Source organism: Methylomicrobium agile, from assembly GCF_000733855.1.
In the GTDB taxonomy this organism is placed as follows: Bacteria; Pseudomonadota; Gammaproteobacteria; order Methylococcales; family Methylomonadaceae; genus Methylomicrobium; species Methylomicrobium agile.
This window is the reverse complement of record NZ_JPOJ01000001.1, coordinates 833525-850672: the sequence shown is the minus strand read 5'-3', so window position 1 is coordinate 850672 and position 17148 is coordinate 833525. Positions and strand designations below refer to the sequence as shown.

General features: G+C 59.5%; 23 protein-coding genes and 1 tRNA gene. 12 read left to right on the top strand and 12 right to left on the bottom strand.

Annotated elements, in window-relative coordinates; all coding sequences use genetic code 11:
* Position 1: 1 nt before the first annotated feature.
* The gene (locus CC94_RS0104085) at positions 2–520 is read right to left on the bottom strand and encodes a hypothetical protein (protein ID WP_157203367.1); all 519 of its coding nucleotides are present in this window, start codon (positions 518–520) and stop codon (positions 2–4) included.
* On the opposite strand from CC94_RS0104085, the gene CC94_RS0104080 reads away from it, so the two are divergent.
* Entirely contained in the window at positions 513–803 is a 291-nt protein-coding gene (locus tag CC94_RS0104080; protein ID WP_157203366.1) for a hypothetical protein, read from the top strand. The genes CC94_RS0104085 and CC94_RS0104080 overlap by 8 nt on opposite strands.
* A gap of 331 nt (positions 804–1134) precedes the next feature.
* Here CC94_RS0104080 and CC94_RS0104075 read toward each other — a convergent pair whose 3' ends face one another.
* The 10 genes from CC94_RS0104075 to CC94_RS0104045 form a co-directional block, all read right to left on the bottom strand.
* Positions 1135–1503, bottom strand: a complete 369-nt coding sequence (locus CC94_RS0104075) for a sensory rhodopsin transducer (protein ID WP_031429892.1) — start codon at positions 1501–1503, stop codon at positions 1135–1137.
* A gap of 302 nt (positions 1504–1805) precedes the next feature.
* Positions 1806–2678 (bottom strand): SDR family oxidoreductase, encoded by an 873-nt coding sequence (locus CC94_RS0104070; protein ID WP_245619799.1) that lies wholly within the window; start codon positions 2676–2678, stop codon positions 1806–1808.
* Positions 2678–2971 carry a hypothetical protein gene (locus CC94_RS24545; protein WP_245619698.1) on the bottom strand — a complete coding sequence of 98 codons (294 nt, stop codon included), beginning with the start codon at positions 2969–2971 and terminating at the stop codon, positions 2678–2680. Before CC94_RS24545 ends, CC94_RS0104070 begins: the two co-directional genes overlap by 1 nt.
* On the bottom strand, positions 2972–3307 hold the full coding sequence (locus CC94_RS0104065) for a (Fe-S)-binding protein (RefSeq protein WP_031429889.1): 336 nt from the start codon (positions 3305–3307) through the stop codon (positions 2972–2974). It abuts the gene before it with no gap.
* Entirely contained in the window at positions 3307–3630 is a 324-nt protein-coding gene (locus tag CC94_RS0104060; RefSeq protein WP_031429888.1) for an FAD-binding oxidoreductase, read from the bottom strand. Before CC94_RS0104060 ends, CC94_RS0104065 begins: the two co-directional genes overlap by 1 nt.
* 3 nt (positions 3631–3633) lie before the next feature.
* Positions 3634–4350, bottom strand: coding sequence for an enolase C-terminal domain-like protein (locus tag CC94_RS24540; protein WP_245619697.1), 717 nt, complete (start codon positions 4348–4350; stop codon positions 3634–3636).
* 59 nt (positions 4351–4409) lie between these two features.
* Positions 4410–4745, bottom strand: coding sequence for an enolase-like domain-containing protein (locus tag CC94_RS24535; protein ID WP_245619696.1), 336 nt, complete (start codon positions 4743–4745; stop codon positions 4410–4412).
* 9 nt (positions 4746–4754) lie between these two features.
* Positions 4755–6518 (bottom strand): thiamine pyrophosphate-requiring protein, encoded by a 1764-nt coding sequence (locus CC94_RS0104050; protein WP_031429887.1) that lies wholly within the window; start codon positions 6516–6518, stop codon positions 4755–4757.
* Complete coding sequence (locus CC94_RS23560) at positions 6515–6700, bottom strand: hypothetical protein (RefSeq protein ID WP_005374153.1); 186 nt, start codon at positions 6698–6700, stop codon at positions 6515–6517. The genes CC94_RS0104050 and CC94_RS23560 overlap by 4 nt, the downstream gene beginning before the upstream one ends.
* 458 nt (positions 6701–7158) lie before the next feature.
* On the bottom strand, positions 7159–7353 hold the full coding sequence (locus tag CC94_RS0104045) for a DUF2795 domain-containing protein (protein WP_005374152.1): 195 nt from the start codon (positions 7351–7353) through the stop codon (positions 7159–7161).
* Between the two features lie 318 nt (positions 7354–7671).
* On the opposite strand from CC94_RS0104045, the gene CC94_RS0104040 reads away from it, so the two are divergent.
* The 4 genes from CC94_RS0104040 to CC94_RS0104025 all read left to right on the top strand — a co-directional run bounded on the left by CC94_RS0104040 (position 7672) and on the right by CC94_RS0104025 (position 10144).
* Positions 7672–8082: a protein YgfX gene (locus CC94_RS0104040; RefSeq protein WP_005374151.1), complete on the top strand. Its 411-nt coding sequence runs from the start codon at positions 7672–7674 to the stop codon at positions 8080–8082.
* 63 nt (positions 8083–8145) lie between these two features.
* Positions 8146–9237: a redox-regulated ATPase YchF gene (gene ychF, locus CC94_RS0104035; protein WP_031429886.1), complete on the top strand. Its 1092-nt coding sequence runs from the start codon at positions 8146–8148 to the stop codon at positions 9235–9237.
* Positions 9238–9288: 51 nt separating this feature from the next.
* Positions 9289–9365, top strand: a tRNA-Met gene (locus CC94_RS0104030).
* Positions 9366–9586: 221 nt separating this feature from the next.
* Positions 9587–10144, top strand: coding sequence for a TIGR02281 family clan AA aspartic protease (locus CC94_RS0104025; RefSeq protein ID WP_245619695.1), 558 nt, complete (start codon positions 9587–9589; stop codon positions 10142–10144).
* Positions 10145–10181: 37 nt separating this feature from the next.
* On the opposite strand, the gene CC94_RS0104020 is transcribed toward CC94_RS0104025, so the two are convergent.
* Complete coding sequence (locus CC94_RS0104020) at positions 10182–12035, bottom strand: hypothetical protein (protein ID WP_031429883.1); 1854 nt, start codon at positions 12033–12035, stop codon at positions 10182–10184.
* Between the two features lie 200 nt (positions 12036–12235).
* Between CC94_RS0104020 and CC94_RS0104015 the strand changes: the two genes are divergently transcribed.
* The 7 genes from CC94_RS0104015 (at position 12236) to CC94_RS0103985 (ending at position 17076) form a co-directional block, all read left to right on the top strand.
* Positions 12236–13030 (top strand): energy transducer TonB, encoded by a 795-nt coding sequence (locus CC94_RS0104015; protein WP_051911371.1) that lies wholly within the window; start codon positions 12236–12238, stop codon positions 13028–13030.
* A 14-nt stretch (positions 13031–13044) separates the two neighbouring features.
* Positions 13045–13710, top strand: a complete 666-nt coding sequence (locus CC94_RS0104010) for a MotA/TolQ/ExbB proton channel family protein (protein ID WP_031429879.1) — start codon at positions 13045–13047, stop codon at positions 13708–13710.
* Position 13711: 1 nt separating this feature from the next.
* On the top strand, positions 13712–14122 hold the full coding sequence (locus CC94_RS0104005; protein ID WP_031429877.1) for an ExbD/TolR family protein: 411 nt from the start codon (positions 13712–13714) through the stop codon (positions 14120–14122).
* A gap of 82 nt (positions 14123–14204) precedes the next feature.
* Entirely contained in the window at positions 14205–15179 is a 975-nt protein-coding gene (locus CC94_RS0104000; RefSeq protein ID WP_031429876.1) for an ABC transporter substrate-binding protein, read from the top strand.
* 11 nt (positions 15180–15190) lie between these two features.
* On the top strand, positions 15191–15937 hold the full coding sequence (locus CC94_RS0103995; RefSeq protein WP_031429875.1) for an ABC transporter permease: 747 nt from the start codon (positions 15191–15193) through the stop codon (positions 15935–15937).
* Entirely contained in the window at positions 15934–16674 is a 741-nt protein-coding gene (locus CC94_RS0103990) for an ABC transporter ATP-binding protein (RefSeq protein ID WP_005374137.1), read from the top strand. The genes CC94_RS0103995 and CC94_RS0103990 overlap by 4 nt, the downstream gene beginning before the upstream one ends.
* Before the next feature lie 129 nt (positions 16675–16803).
* Positions 16804–17076 (top strand): hypothetical protein, encoded by a 273-nt coding sequence (locus CC94_RS0103985; RefSeq protein WP_031429874.1) that lies wholly within the window; start codon positions 16804–16806, stop codon positions 17074–17076.
* The last annotated feature ends 72 nt before the right edge of the window (positions 17077–17148 follow it).

Here is a 17148-nt window from a genome sequence, read left to right as displayed (position 1 = left end):
TCTATCGATGCGATAGTTCCCGCAACTGTAGCCAGACCTGCGCATCGAAGGGAATTCGGCCGGCGAGCCGTGTCGGTGCGGAGCCGGGCAGGTCGGAAGCGTGGCCGACCAGCACTTTTTCGACCGAGACGCCGGTGATGCGGTAGCCGTGTTTGGCGAGTCCGGTCTCAATCGGCTTCAGCAGGTCCCGGTTATCGAGCAGGCGGGCCGTATAAGCGTTGATTTCCGCCTTGACCGGCCGGCCTGTTTTCCGGTTCCAGCGCGGGTCCCGGTAGGCGGTTTCGGCCAGATACTGCGACAGCCAGGGATAATCGATCAACCGGCCGAGAGACAAGGACGCGTATCCGCCTTGCAGCGCGGGCGGTTCGGTTTTGGCGAATGCTGCGTCGAGAAGTGCGAGGACCGTTTGCCGGTCGACAGTGCAGGGCCGATAACGCGGATGGTGCGTGCGCAGACGCAGGGTGCGCCATTCCTCGTCCGCTTCGAGGCTGAGCGTGCATTCTCCCGCCGGTATGGACACGACCGTCGCCTCTCTGCATGATCCTCCGGCAGGAAGCCACGCCAACAACCAGCAGGCGATCGCAGGGAGGCATTTATGCATGGTTCCGCAACTCCTTTTCCCAAAAATGGATTGTATGTCCTTTTCCGATGCGGAGAAAGATGAAAACGCCATGCCGATTAAATCTGTAAGGCGGAACCGGCTTGCCGGGTTCCGCCTGATGTTAAATTTGCTATGTCTTCCGATTTTTGGGGGGACGCCTGTCGGCATCCGCTCTACAGGTCACGGCGGTTTTATGCTTTAAATCAAGTCAATCGAATAACGATAGCAAGTGACAGATAGATGGGAGCGAAGCTTGTCTATCCAGGGGAAATTTTATTCGGACTCATTTTTTGCAGTTATCGATCAAGTCCTAATTTTTGCAGATTATGGCGTTTGACACCCGGCAAGCATACCGCGGCACAGACCTCGGCCTCAGTGACGCGTTCATGCCGGAAGTGCACCACGGCGAAGCGTCCATCGAAATACGGCAGCGAAGGCTCGGTTCTGACTCGATGCTCTCATGCAGGCGATCACGCGCGAGCGGTCCGCGATTCGCATTCCGGTTATCCTCGGCCGATGGGCAATTCATCGCATCACGCCGGGTAAGCGATCGTAGTCATTAGGGCCAGCGCCGGCTGCCGGGAATCGAGGCGCGTATGCTGGACGATGACCGGCGCGCCCGCTTCGATGACGCTGGCGTAATCGGTATTGTGCGGTACGGGCTCGGGATCGGCGAAGTCGTTGAAGCGCAGATGCCGGGTACGCTCCGCCTCGACCGTAAAGCGGTACGGGCCGGCGGGCTTGCGGTCCGAAAAGTAAAGCTTGATCTCGATTCGCGCGTCCCGGTGGCCGCAGTTCAGAATGCACAGCGCATCGTGGCTGACCAACTCCCGTCCTCTGCCGGTGCTGCCCGCCGGAATGTAACCGTCGGCGACGATCCAGCGCTTGTGGCCGATATTCATGGCGATGACCTCCTTTGATTGTGGATGGATTTTAGTGCCGGTACGGACGAGCCTCGATACACAACTTCTCGCCTTGCCAAACATGGAAGTAGGATGGGTAGAGCGAAGCGAAACCCATCAACCGGTGTACGGTATGGTTATTGCGATGGGCTTCGATCGATGGGTTTCGGCTGGCGCCTCTACCCCTCCTACGCTCCCGGTAATCGCTCTTGCATTGCTCTGTGCCAAGTACGTTCAACGGGTACTTATGCCCAAAGGGGAGGGAGATAATTGGATTTATTCAAAGTTCCCTCAAGGCGGATTTATCGCGCCTGTCCCGCCACCGCCAGCAAGCCTGCGGCAAGCGGGCCGCGGTAAAGGCTTGCCCACAGTTGCAGGGTGCCGTCTTCGGCTCGCCCGCTGAAGCGGCCGCGGGCCGCAAAGTTGCCTGCCACGGGCTGCCACAGGTTGTCGGGATCCGTGGCTTCGGCCGGCTGTCGGCTTTGCTGGGCGGCATAGCCGGTACGCACCAGATAGCGGTCGGCCAGACCGGGAACGAACTTGTTCGTCCAGATGGCTTTGATGGTCGGTAAACCGACATAGACTTCGCGTCGGTAGTGGCGGCTGGCCCAGCAGATGGCCCTGGCCGCCATTTCCGGCTGGAAAATGGGCGGCACCGGCTGCGGCCGCATCGGCAGACGGTTTTTACCCCAGTCGAATTGCGGCGTATTGAGCGCGGGCAAATGCACCATCGTCACTCTGACCCGGCTGCGGTCGTGCCGCAGTTCGCAGCGCAGGGCGTCGGTAAAGCCGCGGATCGCGAATTTGGCGCCGCAGTAAGGCGCCTGCAGCGGAATCGCCCGGTAAGCCAGCGCCGAACCGACCTGCAGGATCAATCCTTCGTTCCGGGGCCGCATGCGCCGAAGCGCCGCCATCGTGCCGTAGACGGCGCCCAGATAGGTCACCTCGGTGGCCCGCTTGTAATCCTCCGGGGAAATCTCGTGGAACGGCGAATAGATCGTGGCCATTGCATTGTTGATCCAGACGTCGATACGCCCGAATGCCGCTTCCACGCCGGCCGCCGCCGCTTCGACCAGCGCCGCGTCGGCGACGTCGGCCGGACACACCGCCGCCGTTCCGCCCAGGCGCCGCACTTCTTCGGCTGCCTGTTCGAGACGGTCCGGATCGCGTCCGATCAGCCCGATGCAGGCGCCTTCCTCGGCAAAAGCGTGTCCGGTTCGGCCTGGCGCACCGCCGGCAACAGCACCAGCTCGCCGATTTGCGCCGCCACGCCGGCTTTGTCCCGTTCGAAGCCGAACGAGCCGGCCATGCCGCAGCATCCCGAGTCGAGCACCCGCACGTCCAGCCCGAGCTTGTCGAGCAGGGCCTTTTCGGCGGCGATGTCCGCAAGTGCTTTCTGATGGCAATGCCCGTGCAAAAGGGCTTTTTTCTCCAGCTTCGGAAAAGTGAATTCCGGCGCCTTCTGCATCTAGAATTCGCTGAAGAAATAGGTTTGCCGGCTCAACCGTCGCGCCAGCTCATCGTCGGGAAAGAAATTCACCAGTTCGTCGCGGAAAACCGCTACGCAGGCGGGTTCCAGACCGACCAGCGGAATACCGTCTTCGATGGCGGGACGCAGCTCGGCAAGAATCTGCCGCAGCCGGTGCCTGGCCTGGTCCAGCATCCCGAAATCGTACAAAGGCCGTCCGCAGCAAAGACGCCGCCCGGGGATGCGCACCCGAAAACCCGCCGCTTCCAGCGCCGCGACAGCGGCCTTGGCGGTTTCGGGATGAAAATGATTGTTGAACGTATCCGGCCAGAGCATCACGTCCGGCTGGCCGGGATGGCCGGACGCGCGCGCGTTGAACCAGTGCCGGAAAGTTTCCGGCGCAAAACGCGGCAGGCGGCGCTGCGGCGATATCCCGGCCGCGACGAAACCACCGGCGCGTTGTAACGGCGGCAGGCAGCGACGGTGGCGACGATGTCGTCGACCGATGTAGGTATGACGACTCCGATCGGCACTTGGCAGTAATTCGAGGTGTCGGTGGCGTAAAGCGCGCGGCTGCCGTCGTTGAAGCGCACTTCGCCCTGGAGTGTTCGGCGCAGCTTCGTGGCAAGGGCCTGTGCATCCGGCTTGGCGATCGTCATGGCTTAAATCGCATAAGGCATGGCATCGGCATGCTTGAACCCCAGTCCCGAACCCGGCCGGGACAGGTCGGGCCTCAACTCCCCGTTCACCGGTTCGAGCGCGCCGTCGAACAGCATTTTTTCGATGCGCACATGGTCGTAAAAAAATTCCAGATGCCGTACCGGCGCCTCCGCGCAGCAGGCATGGGCATGCATCGACGGCGCACAATGGCTGGAAAGCGGAAGATTGAAAGCGCGGCACAGAACAGCCGCCTGCCGGAAACCGGTCATGCCCGCGCAGCGGGTCGCGTCGGCCTGCAGCACATCGACGGCGCCGGCTTCCAGCATGCGGCGGAAATACGCGCAGTCGTAGCCGTATTCCCCGGCGCTGATGTCCATGTCCGGCGGCGCCCGGTCGCGGAGCATCCGCAACCCTTCCAGATCGTCGCTCGGAACGGGTTCTTCGAACCAGGACACGCCCGCTTCGGCAAAGGCCTGCGCCATCGCCAGAGCCTGTTTGCGCGAATAGGCGCCGTTGGCGTCGACGAAAAGCTCCGCGTCCGGCCCGATCGCCTCGCGTGCGGCGGCGACGCGGTACACGTCCTCTTTCGGTTCGCGGCCGATTTTCATTTTGACGCGCCGGATGCCTTGTTCGACCCAGCCGGATAACTGGGCCTGCAGTGCCTCGATCGAATAGGAGGTAAAGCCGCCGCTGCCGTACACGGGGATGCCCGTTCTCACCTGTCCCCATCGAAACCAAGGGCAAATCGAGAAGCCGCGCCTTCAAGTCCCACAGTGCGTTATCGGGCGGCAATCGCCATCGCACAGATGCCCGGCCGGCCCAGATTGCGGATGGCTGCCGTCATGGCGTTCCGGCAATACTCGACCGCCAGCGCATCGCAGCCGACCACCCGGCCGGCCAGCGTGTCGTTGATCAGTTTGGCCGTCGACGTATCGGCATAACTGAAACCGATGCCGGTCTTGCCGGCTGCACGGGCTTCGACCAGCACCAGCGTGGTCGCTTCCCAGGCGAACGTGCCGTCGGATTCCGGCGAAGCGGTCGGAATCAGGAAGGCCGACCCCCGCAGGCCGGCGATGGGTGGGCCATTGAAGTTGGGGCGGCTTGCCGCGTGCATTATCTTCGCTCAAAAGATCTGCTTCATCGAAGCCTTGATCACATCGACGGAATCCGGGTCGCCCTGCAGGATCGCCGAAGCGTAGGCTTTCGCCTGCTTGAAGGTGATGTGCGGCGGCAAAGGCGGCACGTCGGGATCGACAGTGGCCTCCAGCACGACCGGCCGTTCGGCGCCGAGCGCGCGCTCCCAGGCGTCGGCCAGCTGGTCCGGCCGGTCGACGCGAATTCCCTGCAGGCCGGCCAGTTCGGCAAAGCGCGCATAAGGGAAATCGGGCACATCTTGCGAGGCTTCGAATTTCGGATCGCCGGCCATGGCGCGCTGCTCCCAGGTCACCTGGTTCAGGTCGCGGTTGTTGAGAACCAGTACGATTAAACGGGGATCGCTCCAGCGCTGCCAGTATTTGCCGATCGTGATCAGTTCGTTCATGCCCAGCATCTGCATCGCGCCGTCGCCGACCAGCGCGATGACGGCGCGGTCGGGATGGGCGAACTTGGCCGCGATCGCATACGGCACGCCGCAGCCCATCGTCGCCAGGCCGCCTGACAGCGACGCCATCATGCCGGTGCGGATTTTTAGGTCGCGCGCATACCAATTGGCCGCCGAACCCGAATCGCAAGTCAGTATGCAGTGATCGGGGAGGCGCGGCGACAGCTCCCAGAACACCCGCTGCGGATTGATCGGATCGGCCGATTCCATGGCGCGGTCCGCCAGGGTTTCCCACCAGTTTGCGACGTTCTTTTCGATCCTTTCGCGCCAGCTGCGGTCATCTTTGCGTTTGAGGAGCGGAATCAGCAAGCGCAGGGTTTCCGCGCTGTCGCCGATCAGGTTCACCTCCATCGGGTAGCGCAGGCTGGTCATCCGGCCGTTGATATCGATCTGCACGCCGCGCGCCTGGTCTTCTTCGGGCAGGAATTCGGAATAGGGGAAGCTCGAACCGACCATCAGCAGCGTGTCGCAATCGGTCATCATCTCGTAGCTGGGCCGGGTGCCCAACAGCCCGATGGAGCCGGTTACGAAGGGAAGATCGTCGGGTACGGCGGCCTTGCCTAGGAGTGCCTTGGCAATGCCCGCGCCCAGCAGGTCGGCCGCTTCCAAAACCTCAGGCGCTGCCCGCAGCGCGCCGGCCCCGATCAGCATCGCGACTTTTTCGCCGGCATTCAAAATGTCGGCCGCACGCTGGAGTTCTTCGGCTTGCGGCACGGTGCGCGGCAGTTGGTAACCGACGCCGGAAAACACGCTGCCGTGTTCGCGCGGCGGCTTTTCGGCATCCATTTCCTGAACGTCGTTGGGAATAATGATGCAGCAGACGTTGCGTTCGACTTGCGCGATGCGCATGGCGCGATCGACGATATGGCGCATTTGCGACGGCGTGGTGACCATGTGAACATATTCATGGGCGACATCTTTGAACAGCGAAATCAGATCGACTTCCTGCTGGTAGTTGCCGCCCAGCGATTCGCGTTTCTGTTGCCCCACGATCGCGACTACGGGCTGATGATCGAGTTTGGCGTCGTACAAGCCGTTCAACAAATGGATCGCGCCGGGCCCCGAGGTGGCGATGCAGACGCCGACTTCGCCGGTGAATTTGGCGTGCGCGCAGGCCATGAAGGCGGCCATTTCCTCGTGCCGCACCTGGATATAATCGATCAGGCCGGAGGCCCGGTTCAGCGCACCGAATACGCCGTTGATGCCGTCGCCCGGATAACCGTAAATGCGTTTGACGCCCCATTCGGACAAGCGCCGCACGAGAAAATCGCTGACGTTGCCTTTCATCGCTCCTGCTCCGTGTAAGCTTCGCATTCGAGATGGCCGCAGTCGCAGCTATCCATGGTAGCCATGCCGGCGCACTGCTCGCTGCAGTATTTCCGGTCGGGAGAGACGTTGCAACTGCAGGCAGGGTTGGCGCATTTCGAGGGAGTATCATGGGTTTTCCGGGTCTCTTCTGATATGGCCATACAGTACCTCCTGAATATTATTCTCGTTCCTTATTCTATTAGTAATCATTTCCCCGTATGTACGTCAGCGAGCTTAGGTCGATCTTTTTAACGGCCTGCCCTTTATTAACGCCAGTTTATATATTGGCGTCAGGTGTAATTCTTAATAAGAAAGGTTTTGAATATAGAGTAAGTGTCCCCCTCTTCCTTTGAAAAAGGAGGGTTTCGCCAAAAACACCTCCCCCTTTGAAAAAGGGGGATCGAGGGGGATTTATCTAAAAAATCTCCCCTAACCCCTCTTTTTCAAAGAGGGGATTGAACACTTGCGTATATGATGGGCTGGGCAAAAATGTGGAATTACGCCGAAGTAGCTTTGCCTGGGCCTGTTTTATTTCCGCCGTAAAAAAAACAGCACCTTAGACCGAAGCTGAGCTCGATCTAAAATGCTGTATATCAATGAGTACCAATGGCTCAAAAAGTTATTGAATTTGACCGATAGCCCGGCTCACGTCGGCAGCGGTCCTGTAATCTTGTTCCGGCAACCGTTGGAGTGCCTGCATCACATCCTCATTCGCGCCCTGATCTTTGGCATGGTTGATAATCTCTTCTTTATCGGCAGGGTAATCCATGCCGGATAAGCACTCTTGCACTTGAATAGGATTTGCTCTTGCCATAACGCCTCCCTTATTTACTGTATAAATTCACATAGCGCTCTTCTTATAAATCTATAAGAATCGTTTTATTAGGGACCCGGCTGCAATATGAAGTTCCTTAGGATTTGGCTCCAAATAACTTATCGGCCCAAGACCTGCCAGGTTTTAAAAACCTGGCAGGTCTGTCCCTCATACTAGGAAGTTAATATCGGCCAAATTCTTAGATAATGGCTCACCCTAATCCGCGAACAGTCATTGCCGTATATAATCCTATGATCCAAGTCGTTTCCATTTTTTGTGCAATCATTCATTCCGGGCCGAATCTTCAGGAGTTCAGTCGTGCCTTACCCTCATGCCCTTCATCCCGCCCGGTTTGCGGTCGGGCCGTCCCGCCGGTTGCAGTATGCCTTATCGGCCGGGCATGGCCTGGCGATGATCGCCTGCCTGATCAGCGCCTTGCCCTGGCCCGGAAAACTCTTGCTGAGCCTCGTGCTTCCCGTGCATTTTTACTTTGCGGCGAGAGAGGCAGGAAGCCGTCAAGTCGCGATCGGCTATCTGGAGGGTTCGGGTTGGGCCATCGATGACGAACCGGTGGCGATACTTCCGTCATCCGTCCTGACGCCGTTTGCGATCTGGCTGCACTACGAGCCGCGCTCGACCCGCAAGAAAGCGCTGCTGATCGTAAAGGATGCGATGCCCGATGCCGAATTCCGCCGCTTGACCGTGAAGCTGAAAATCTCGGCCGCCTGAATAACCGTTTGCTGTATAATTGCCGCCCTTAAATACCCTCTCCGATTCGAAAAATAGCAACCTATGGCATTGTATTGTGGAATCGTCGGGCTGCCGAACGTCGGCAAATCGACTCTGTTTAACGCGTTGACCCGGGCCAAGATCGCGGCCGAAAACTACCCTTTCTGTACGATCGACCCGAACGTCGGCGTCGTGCCGGTGCCGGACGGACGGATGGACAAACTGGCGGAGATCGTGAAGCCCGAACGCGTGCTGCCGACCACGATCGAATTCGTCGATATCGCGGGCCTGGTCGCCGGCGCCTCGAAAGGGGAGGGGCTCGGCAACCAGTTTCTCGGCAATATCCGCGAAACCGATGCGATCGCGCATGTCGTGCGCTGCTTCCACGATGAGAACGTCGTGCACGTTGCAGGCAAGGTCGATCCGGTTTCCGACATCGAAGTGATCAATACCGAACTGGCGCTGGCCGACATGGCGACCGTCGAGAAAGCGCTGACGCGGGCTGCCAAAGCCTCCAAGTCAGGCAACAAGGACGAACTGGCCAAGAAAGAGGTGCTCGAAAAAATCTATCAGCATCTGGATGCAGGACAGCCTGCGCGCGCGATGGGGTTGTCAGACGACGAAAAAGCCTGGGTCAAGGAACTGTGCCTGTTGACGATCAAGCCGACCATGTACATCGCGAACGTGCAGGACGATGGCTTCGAGAACAATCCGCTGCTCGATGCGGTGCAGGCGTTTGCCGCGAAGGAAGGCGCGACGGTCGTGCCGATCTGCGCGGCGATCGAAGCCGAAATCGCCCAGCTCGAAGACGAAGAAAAGCAGGAGTTTCTGGACGATCTGGGGCTCGAAGAGCCGGGCCTGAACCGGGTGGTCCGCGCCGGCTACAAATTATTGAACCTAGCGACCTATTTTACCGCCGGCGTGAAGGAAGTCCGCGCCTGGACCATCCCGATCGGTGCGACCGCCCCGCAAGCGGCCGGCGTGATTCACACCGATTTCGAGCGCGGCTTCATCCGCGCCGAAGTGATCGCCTACGAAGATTTTATTGCCTACAAGGGCGAGCAGGGGGCGAAAGACGCCGGCAAATGGCGACTCGAAGGTAAGGACTACATCGTCAAGGATGGCGACGTGATGCATTTTCGATTCAACGTTTGACAAAGGACTATACCCTATTTATAATTCCGCTTCTATTGAAGCTAGCAAGAAGGCGATGTAGCTCAGCCGGTTAGAGCGTGGGATTCATAACCCCAAGGCCGGTGGTTCGATCCCACCCATCGCCACCACGAATTCAAGGGCTCAGGTGAAAACCTGAGCCCTTTTTTATTGCCTTTCGGACGAAGCATCGTTCGAGGGAAGAATATTGCATGCTTCGATGCATCGAAAATGCGTCGGCAGCGGATCTCCTGGCCCCAAAACAGCAATATCCTCCGGTATCGTCTATAGTGTCTGATAAGTTCGGCGACAATACCGTACGCCGCAGCAGACAGATTCGATCGGGGGCGTTGTGCGCAAACCAATTATCCAGTTTTTCGTCGGTGTGTTTTTGACGGCATTGGCCATGCAGCCATCCTTTGCCGCGCAGATTTATAAATGCAAAAACCCGGAAGGCCGTCTGCTGTATCAAAAAACGCCTTGCGCAGCGAAGACCGAAGCCCTCTCTTCCTTTCAGACCGGCAAAATCCCTCCTTCAAAAGCGCCTGAAACGCCTGCCCCGTTGCTATTGACGCAGCACGGCAGCGGGCATTATTTTGTCGACGGCGCGATCAACGGTAAACCGCTGGTTTTTGTGATCGATACCGGCGCTTCGGTCGTGTCGCTGCCCCGCGACGAGGCCTCGGCGGCCGGCATCGTCTGCAAAGCAAAGGCTGTGATGGACACGGCGAACGGCAGGGCCGAGGTTTGCACGGCGGTGATCCCGGAACTCCGGTTCGGACATTTTCTGGTCAAGGATGCGGAAGGCATGATCGTTCCGAACCTGAGCCAGCCGCTGCTCGGGATGAACATTCTCCGGAATTTCAAAATCGCCCAGGATCAGGGCGAAATGCGTATTTCCGAGCCTTAGCCGGAAGGCGGCCCAGCGGGCCGCCGGTTTTGTCTTATTAGTGCAGTTTCGTCAGCCAGGCCGGATCGATTCTGCAGCCGCCGACTTCGGGGCGGTCGGCAATGTCCTGTTCAAAGTCGCGGAAGGTCGGTAGCTGAAAAGCGATCCGGCTGATTTTGCCGTCCGCGAATTCGAATTCCAGCGCGCCGCCTTTGGCTCTCGGACTGCCTTCGCGGGTCGTGAAGAGCAGAATGCCGATGCCTTTGCCTTGTAGCCCCGGCGCCGGACGCGCACAGCTCAATTCGCCGATTTTCAGGCTTTGAAATACTTGGGTCAGTTGTGCCGCGCTGACCTGAATCCCCTCGCCGGGAATCGGCGAAACGGGAAGTGCGGCCTGGGGTGCGGGAGGCGCCGGCGGAAGGGAGGTATCGATCGGCGCAGGCGCGGCGGGAACGGCCGTCGCCGGCGGATTCAACAGTCTTTCCAGTCCGAAATCGCCCAGATGGTTTTGCAGCAAGACCTTGCCGTTCACCTTGTCGCCGGTCATCAATAGCGGATACAGTTGCCGTTCCATTTCGGCGGCCGACGTATTCCGCAGCACCGCCAGCAATTGCCGCTCGATCGATTGTAGGGGCGAGAACAGCCGTTCCTGCTGGAGGCTCGTGGCATCGAGCTGATCCCAGTCGGCCCGCGTATTGACCGCCAGGCCCATCGTTTTCATGACCGCATAATCGTCTTCAGCCAGACAGACGCCGAAATTCTTTGTGCGGTACTCGGCGATCGCTCTCGGGCGGAGCTCGCTGTCCGTCGCCCGGCGCCGGTCGGTGTTGTAGTTTTTCCAGTCGCCGCTGTTGGCGAGGAAATAATACAGCAGCGCGTTGCGGTCGAACTTGTTGAAGCCCAGCGCCTTCATGGTCAGTTTCAGCTTTCGGCAGTTGTTTTCCGCCTCCGTGTAATTTTTCCAGTCCGGCTTCAGGTTGGGTTTGTCGAGCGGCTGCGACTGGTCGAGCAATTGTGCCAAGCTGATGTCGCCCGATGCGGATTTGATCGTCGACCGGCTCAGTTCTTCGAAGGACATGTCGCGGGCATCGGGCACGCCACCGGACCCGGCGCGCAGGAGCAGCGTCGGCGCGATTTCGGGATAAACCTTCAGTTTGCCCAGCGTTCTGGTTTCGACTTTGAACGGGTTAAGCCCGCCTTCGTCGATCTCGAAAATGTCGAATACGGCCTGATTCAGTTTGCCGGTTTTACCGGCGTAGGCGGTCAGTGCCGGCAGCGAGTGCGATTCCGAACTCTGCTTCGCGGAAGATTGATCCTGTACGGGGGCAGCCTGTTGATTGGCTTGTACCCATTGCCCGGCCATCTGTCCCATGATCGCGACGCCGAGCCCCGCGCCGGTCAAGGCCAGAATGCCGCTTGCCGCATTCACGTCGCCGACCAGGCTCGACACGTCCAGGTCGCTGTTCGCATTGGTATAGAAGTCGTAATCCAGTTGTGTCTGGTTGCCGGTATCCAGGCGCAGCCAGGGCGTCAGATAAAGTTTTTTGGCGTCGAACCTGAAGTTGCACTTGCCGGTCGTGGCCTGGTACAGAAAGCCGGAGGCTTCACCCTGAAATTTGATCGTATCGTTCCGGACACGGTAAACCAGGGCGGCCGACAGATCGCCTTTTTGGTAGGGCGCGAGGTCGGAACAGCCGCCTTTCAGAAAATTGTCGCCCTGACCGGAGAATTCGGAAACCAGCCGAACGTAGTAATCGTCGCCGTCGATCGCTTGAAATCCGGCCAGCGGCTCCAAAGGCTGAGTGGTCATTTCGGGCCCGCCTACCGCAATCTGGCGGGTTTCCGCGCAGGCAGTCAGTAACAGGGCGGCCAGTGTCGATAAATGTCGTGATGAACGGTGTGGAAAAGACATGATGTAATGTTGGATGCGCCGCGGTTGCGCGGCAATCGATAGGGGAACGATAGGAATTCGGGATTTTATCATCTTTCGCTTTGACGGTTAAAGCCGATATGTACGCAGTTCCGAAATGCCGGGCAAGCCTCTGCCGATTGGTAAATCCCTGCCGGGGCTATTAAAATAGCCCTTTTTATTTGCTCGGTCTGACTACCTTCATGCAGTTTTTTAAAATCCGGGAAAACGCTCCGGGCGAGAGCCCCAGCGAATCGGCGCGTCTATCCCCGGATGGCGGTTCGGTAAACGGCGATTCTCTGCATCGGCAATTGATCTTTATATTTCTGGGGGTGCTGCTGGCGCATGGGGTGTTGATCGCTTACCTGCAGTGCGCGCCGGTGCCGGAAACGCCGGCCGAGCCGTTGGTGATGGCGGTGGAACTGCTGACCGCCCCGGCGCCGCAAGCGGCACGGCCCGCACCGCCGGTCGTCCAGCCTAAACCCGAGCCCGAACCGGTCAAGCCGAAGAAAGCGCCCGCACCGCCGAAGAAGCCGCCCACAGTACGCAAACCGGCCGTTCCCGCACCGGCGCCCAGACCGGTGCCGGCCGCGCCGCCCGAACCCACGTCGGCCGCGAAAGCGGAAACCGCGGCCTCCGCCCCGGCCTCGACGGAGGCGCGGCCTCAGCTCCCGGTTCCGGCCGCGTCTCCGGCACAGCCGAAGGCGGAACCCTTTACCGAAGCGAACTATCGGGCCAATTACAAATCCAATCCGAAGCCCGAGTATCCGCGCCTGGCCAAAAGCCGCGGCTGGCAGGGCAAAGTGCTGCTGCGCGTCCAGGTCACCGCCGACGGCCACAGCGCCGCCGTTGCGGTGCAGCAGAGCAGCGGCCACGAATTGCTCGATGAGGCGGCGGTCGAGGCGGTCCGGCAGTGGACCTTCATTCCGGCCAAACGCGGCGATGCGCCGATTGCCAGCGCGGTGACCGTGCCGATCCAATTCAAATTGAACGACTAACTCTGGAGAAGTTGATGCCCCCGCAAATTGCCCCGTCGCTGATCGTTGACGGCACACTCTACACTTTACTGCTGTTCTCGGTGATCACCTGGACGATCATCGTATTCAAGGCTTGGCAGTTCAGCCGGAACAGCCGCGATAACCGGCGCTACCTGGACGCCTTCTGGGAAGCGTCGAATCTGGAGGCGGCCGAAAACCTGCCGGCCCCACTCATCCGCGGCCCCAAGGCGAACATCGCACAACGGGGCTTCGTCTGGCTGACCGACTTGAAAGAGACCGGCGGAGCGGCATTGAAATACCGCGGCGAGCCGGAAGCCTTGCTTGAACAGGCCCTGCGCATCCAGACCCAGCATGAACTGCGGACGATGGAAAGCGGCCTCACCATGCTCGCCAGCATCGGCAGCACCGCGCCGTTCGTGGGTCTGTTCGGGACCGTGCTCGGGATCATGAATGCGTTGCAGGACATCAGCAAGAGCGGTTCGGCGAGTCTCGACGTGGTGGCCGGCCCGATCGGCGACGCGCTGATTGCGACCGCGATCGGGATTGCGGTCGCGGTGCCGGCGGTGCTGGCCTATAACTATTTCGTGAAGCGCGCGAAGCAACACCGGGTCGGCCTGGAAAACTTCGCCGACGGCTTTCTGCACATTGCGTTCAATTCGGACGCGCACGCGAGGCAATGACATGGCTTTTAAAGCGCAATCGGACGATCAGGACGCGGTTAGCGAGATCAACGTAACGCCGCTGGTGGATGTGATGCTGGTGCTGGTGATTATCTTGTTGGTCACCGCTCCGCTGTTGACTCAGTCGGTCAAGGTGAACCTGCCGAAAACCGCGCAGACCACCGCGGATGTGAAGGATCAGCCGCTGCAGCTCGGCATCGACGCGCACGGGGTGCTGACGCTGAATAAAAAACCGCTCGCCGATACGGCAGCGCTCGAAGCGGCGTTGAAAGAAGAACTGGCCCGCGATCCGGAAATCGCCGTCCACCTCTATGCGGACCAGGCCGTCAATTACGGCAAAGTTGCCGAAGCGATGGCCGCGGTGCAGCATGCAGGCATCGCGAAAATGGGCTTCGTGACGGTCGAACAGTAATTCTGTTCGATTCGCCATTCCAGCTTGGCTAGAGGCCCCGTTCCGGAAGGAATAGAATATCAACCCGACAAATTATAATGTTATGTTCATGAACAAACTGAATCACATCTTTTTGGGTGCGCTGTTGTCGATTTCCAGTGCCGGCAGCGCGGGCGATCAAGTTCCGATCCGTATCGGCGTCCAAGCTGCCGGTACGTCAGGCTGGGAGTTGTCGGTGCTGGAACATGACCCGCAAAAAGCCGCGCGCGGTTTTACGGTAGCGACGCAGCCGCTCGCGAACGCCGAGGCCGGCAAAATCGCCCTGCAGTCCGGCGCGGTCGACATGATCGTTTCGGACTGGATTTGGGTGTCCAGAATGCGCGCCTCGGGCGCCGATTTGACGTTCTATCCGTATTCGACCACCTCCGGCGCGCTGATCGTTCCCGGCGACAGCCCGATCAAGTCGATCGCCGACCTGAAAGGCAAACGCCTCGGCATCGCGGGCGGCGAGTTGGATAAAAACTGGCTGCTGCTGAAGGCGCTGGCGAAAAAAGAAGGGGTCGACCTGGAGGCGAGCGTCGAAAAAATCTTCGGCGCGCCGCCTTTGATCAACGAGCAACTGAAACTCGGGCGTATCGACGCGGCGCTGAATTATTGGCATTTTGCGGCGCGGCTGGAAGCCCGGGGTTACCGGCAAATCATCGACGGCAAGGGGATCCTGCAAGGGCTCGGTATTACGGAGCCGGTGGCCAACATCGGCTATGTGTTCAAACAGGGATGGGCTAACGCTCATAAGCAGGCCGTGAACGATTTTCTGCACGCGGCGGAAAACGCTAAAAAACAGTTATGCACGGAGGACGAAGCCTGGCGGAACGTGATCCCCATGCTGAAAGCGAATGACCAGGCCACCCAGGACAAGCTCAGGCAGCGCTATTGCAGCGGCATCGTGCAGGCGGGCGGAAAAGCCGGACAACAGACGGCGGAACGGATCTATTTGCTGTTGCGCGAGCTGAGCGGCAACCGGTTGACCGGCGAGGCCGCCGCGTTGCAGCCCGGCACGTTTTGGACCCTCGACTGATCCGGCGCATCTTGAACAGATTGCAGAAATTTTTTCCGGTCCTGTCACTGGCGGCTTTCCTCGCGATATGGCAGGGCCTCGCATTCTCGCTGGACAGTACGCTGTTGCCTTCGCCGCTGATGGTGCTGGGTGTGTTCTGGCTGGAATTGATTTCCGGACAACTGACTTATCATTTGGGCGCTACGCTGGTCCGACTGATCGTCAGCTTTACGATCGCCATGCTGCTGGGTTCCGCGATCGGGCTCGCGCTCGGGCGCCTCAAAAAACTGGACGCCTTCTTCGACAACTGGCTGGTGATCTTCCTGAACATTCCTGCGCTGGTCACGATCATTCTGTGCTACGTCTGGTTCGGGCTGAACGAAGCCTCGGCGATATTGGCGGTCGTGATCAACAAGCTGCCGAATGTAGTCGTGACGGTCCGCGAAGGCGCCCGTGCGCTCGATCAGGACTTGCTGGACATGGCGCGCTGCTACCGTATGAGCCGGCTGAACACGCTGCAGCATGTGATCTGGCCGCAGTTGCATCCGTTCCTGATGAGCGCGACCCGCTCCGGCCTGGCCCTGATTTGGAAAATCATATTGATCGTCGAGCTGCTGGGCCGCAACAACGGCGTCGGCTTTCAACTGCATCTGTATTTTCAGTTGTTCGATGTGGCGAGCATCCTGGCTTACTCGATCGCATTCGTGATCGTGATTCAGGGGATCGAATATACGATTCTGAAGCCGCTGGATAAAAAATCGCAAAGGTGGCGGCGGTGACCGATATTCGGATCGACATCCGGGAGAAAGTTTTTCCTGCGGTAGGGCAGGCGGCGGCGCATGCGGCGATCCAAGATTTCCATCTGACGCTACATTCGGGCGAATTCGTTTGTCTGGTCGGACCGTCCGGCTGCGGCAAGACAACCCTGCTGAACATCGTCGCCGGCCTTGATCGGGATTACCGGGGCGAGATCCGGATCGGCCGCCAGCAGGCGCTGCCGAAGATCGGTTATATCTTTCAGAATCCGCGCCTGTTGCCCTGGCGCACGGTCAGGCAGAATATCGAGCTGGTCCTGCAGGAATCATCCGCCGGCAATACGGTCGATTTTCTGCTCGAAGCGATGCGGTTGACCCGCTTCCAGCACGTCTATCCGGAACGCCTGTCGCTGGGGATGAGCCGGCGGGTCGCGATCATCCGCGCATTCGCGATCGATCCCGAGCTGCTCTTGATGGACGAACCGTTCGTGTCGCTCGATCCGCCGACTGCGCGGCAGGTCCGGGAATTGCTGCTGGATCTTTGGCGGAAGCGTCCGCATACGGTGCTGTTCGTTACCCATGATTTGCGCGAGGCGATTGCGCTGGCCGACCGGCTGATTTTTCTGTCGCCTTCGCCGATGTCGGTGATAGGGGATATTCGGGTGCCGATCGAGCGGCATTTGAGGCAGGATGAAAACGAAATCGAAGCGTTCCGGCGCCGGCTTCTGGACGGCGCGCCCCATATAAAACAACTTCTGTAGCGATTCGGCGCCGGCTTCCGGTTGCGCCAAATCGGGGTTGCCAATTGCTGCGATTTGCCCGATACTAGAAGCTATCGGGCTTTGAAACCAACAGAGCTATCCCTCATTTATCATCGGAGACACATCATCATGAAAAAAACAGTCATTCTGGGACTTTTGGCCGCGGGGTTTGCGTTCGGCTCATTTAGCGCGTCAGCCGCCAGCGACGACCCATACCCGGCCGCCAACTTCCAGCCGAAAGTCGTCTTTATCGATAAGGACGCGGCCGCCGCCGCATCGAGCGGCAGTGCTTCCGAATCGGTCAAATGCCCCGGACAGGCGCAAGCCGCTGCCAAGCAAACCGAGTTCGACCCGAAATATCCGGCGGCCAGCTTCGAGCCGAAAGTGGTTTACCCTAACTAATGATTCTTACCGGCCGGGTGTGCCCACATAGAGTAACTCAGCGCCACTCCGGCTTCCAAATGTCGGGTTACG

What these genes read in the sequence shown, in the direction of transcription:
- CC94_RS0104080 (WP_157203366.1), top strand. Translation starts at nt 513, where the DNA reads ATGGACACGACCGTCGCCTCTCTGCATGATCCTCCGGCAGGAAGCCAC.
- CC94_RS0104075 (WP_031429892.1), bottom strand. Translation starts at nt 1,503, where the DNA reads ATGAATATCGGCCACAAGCGCTGGATCGTCGCCGACGGTTACATTCCG.
- CC94_RS24545 (WP_245619698.1), bottom strand. Translation starts at nt 2,971, where the DNA reads ATGCAGAAGGCGCCGGAATTCACTTTTCCGAAGCTGGAGAAAAAAGCC.
- CC94_RS0104065 (WP_031429889.1), bottom strand. Translation starts at nt 3,307, where the DNA reads ATGCTCTGGCCGGATACGTTCAACAATCATTTTCATCCCGAAACCGCC.
- CC94_RS0104060 (WP_031429888.1), bottom strand. Translation starts at nt 3,630, where the DNA reads ATGACGATCGCCAAGCCGGATGCACAGGCCCTTGCCACGAAGCTGCGC.
- CC94_RS24535 (WP_245619696.1), bottom strand. Translation starts at nt 4,745, where the DNA reads ATGCACGCGGCAAGCCGCCCCAACTTCAATGGCCCACCCATCGCCGGC.
- CC94_RS0104050 (WP_031429887.1), bottom strand. Translation starts at nt 6,518, where the DNA reads ATGAAAGGCAACGTCAGCGATTTTCTCGTGCGGCGCTTGTCCGAATGG.
- CC94_RS23560 (WP_005374153.1), bottom strand. Translation starts at nt 6,700, where the DNA reads ATGGCCATATCAGAAGAGACCCGGAAAACCCATGATACTCCCTCGAAA.
- CC94_RS0104045 (WP_005374152.1), bottom strand. Translation starts at nt 7,353, where the DNA reads ATGGCAAGAGCAAATCCTATTCAAGTGCAAGAGTGCTTATCCGGCATG.
- ychF (WP_031429886.1), top strand. Translation starts at nt 8,146, where the DNA reads ATGGCATTGTATTGTGGAATCGTCGGGCTGCCGAACGTCGGCAAATCG.
- CC94_RS0104020 (WP_031429883.1), bottom strand. Translation starts at nt 12,035, where the DNA reads ATGTCTTTTCCACACCGTTCATCACGACATTTATCGACACTGGCCGCC.
- CC94_RS0104015 (WP_051911371.1), top strand. Translation starts at nt 12,236, where the DNA reads ATGCAGTTTTTTAAAATCCGGGAAAACGCTCCGGGCGAGAGCCCCAGC.
- CC94_RS0104010 (WP_031429879.1), top strand. Translation starts at nt 13,045, where the DNA reads ATGCCCCCGCAAATTGCCCCGTCGCTGATCGTTGACGGCACACTCTAC.
- CC94_RS0104005 (WP_031429877.1), top strand. Translation starts at nt 13,712, where the DNA reads ATGGCTTTTAAAGCGCAATCGGACGATCAGGACGCGGTTAGCGAGATC.
- CC94_RS0104000 (WP_031429876.1), top strand. Translation starts at nt 14,205, where the DNA reads ATGTTCATGAACAAACTGAATCACATCTTTTTGGGTGCGCTGTTGTCG.
- CC94_RS0103985 (WP_031429874.1), top strand. Translation starts at nt 16,804, where the DNA reads ATGAAAAAAACAGTCATTCTGGGACTTTTGGCCGCGGGGTTTGCGTTC.